The 1083-nt window shown below is 69.2% G+C and carries 1 protein-coding gene and 1 pseudogene; both read right to left on the reverse strand.

The annotated features are described in order from the left end of the window. Window positions 1-245, reverse strand: a 245-nt coding sequence (locus ASF88_RS20220) for an ABC transporter permease (RefSeq protein ID WP_157498469.1), incomplete at both ends; no start/stop codon positions are given. A 423-nt stretch (window positions 246-668) separates the two neighbouring features. Further along, window positions 669-1083, reverse strand: a pseudogene (locus tag ASF88_RS20755) (hypothetical protein); the annotation flags it as partial.

Consider the following 1083-nt stretch of genomic DNA (forward strand, 5'->3'; position numbering starts at 1 on the left):
CCCGCGATGATCGACGGTCCGATCAGCGGGATGGTGATGGTGAGGAACGTGCGCACCGGGCCCGCGCCCAGGGAGTGGGCGGCCTCCGCGTAGTTCGGGTTCAGGTCGCGCAGCCTCCCCGAGACGATCAACACCACGAACGGCAGCGAGGTCACGATCGACGCCAGGATCAGCCCGAGCGTGCTCGACCCCAGACCCAGCCAGCCGAAGACGACGACGAAGCCGGCGGCGAGGATCAGGGCGGGNCGAGGTCACGATCGACGCCAGGATCAGCCCGAGCGTGCTCGACCCCAGACCCAGCCAGCCGAAGACGACGACGAAGCCGGCGGCGAGGATCAGGGCGGGCACCGTGAGCAGGGCCAGCAGGAGGCCGTTGATCGGCACCGTGACGAACACGCGCGCCCGCGCCATCCCGAGCGCCAGCAGCGTGCCGACGATGACGGCGAAGATCGTCGCCTGCGTCGCCAGGTTCAGGCTGGTGAGCAGGGCGTCGACGAGGGCCTGGTCGTGGGCGAGGTTCGCGTACCAGTCGAAGGTGAAGTGGAACGGGAACGTGCCATACCGGGACTGGTTCAAACTGAGCGCGGTCATGGCCAGCAGCGGCAACGCCAGAATGACCAGCACCACGTACAGCCAGATCTTCATCAACCGGGGCACGACGGCGGTCTTCATCGGAGCACCCCTTCGGTGGTCGGGAGGCCAGTGGCCTGGAGGACGTTGTCGCCCGAGAGCGCATTCTCCGTGGTGAGGGCGTCTTCGGCGAGCCGCGCCTGCGCGACAACGCGCTCGGCGCGGGGCCGGCCGGCCTTCGAGACACCGGAGAGCGCGTTGCGCGACCAGGTCAGCAGGCCGGTCACCCCGCCGACCACGATCAGCGATGCCACCAGCAGCACCAGCGACATCGCCACGGCGAACTGCTGGTGCACGCCGGCCTGCAGCTGCGCCGAGATCGTGTTGCCGAGCATCTGCCCGTTCGGGCCACCCAGGATGGCGGGCTCGGCGAACGCGCCGACGGTCTGCACGAACGTGAGCGCGAAGTTCACGCCGATCATCGCGGTCGACAGCGGCCAGATCACCCGGGTG

Source organism: Leifsonia sp. Leaf336 (assembly GCF_001423695.1).
Lineage (GTDB): Bacteria > Actinomycetota > Actinomycetes > Actinomycetales > Microbacteriaceae > Leifsonia.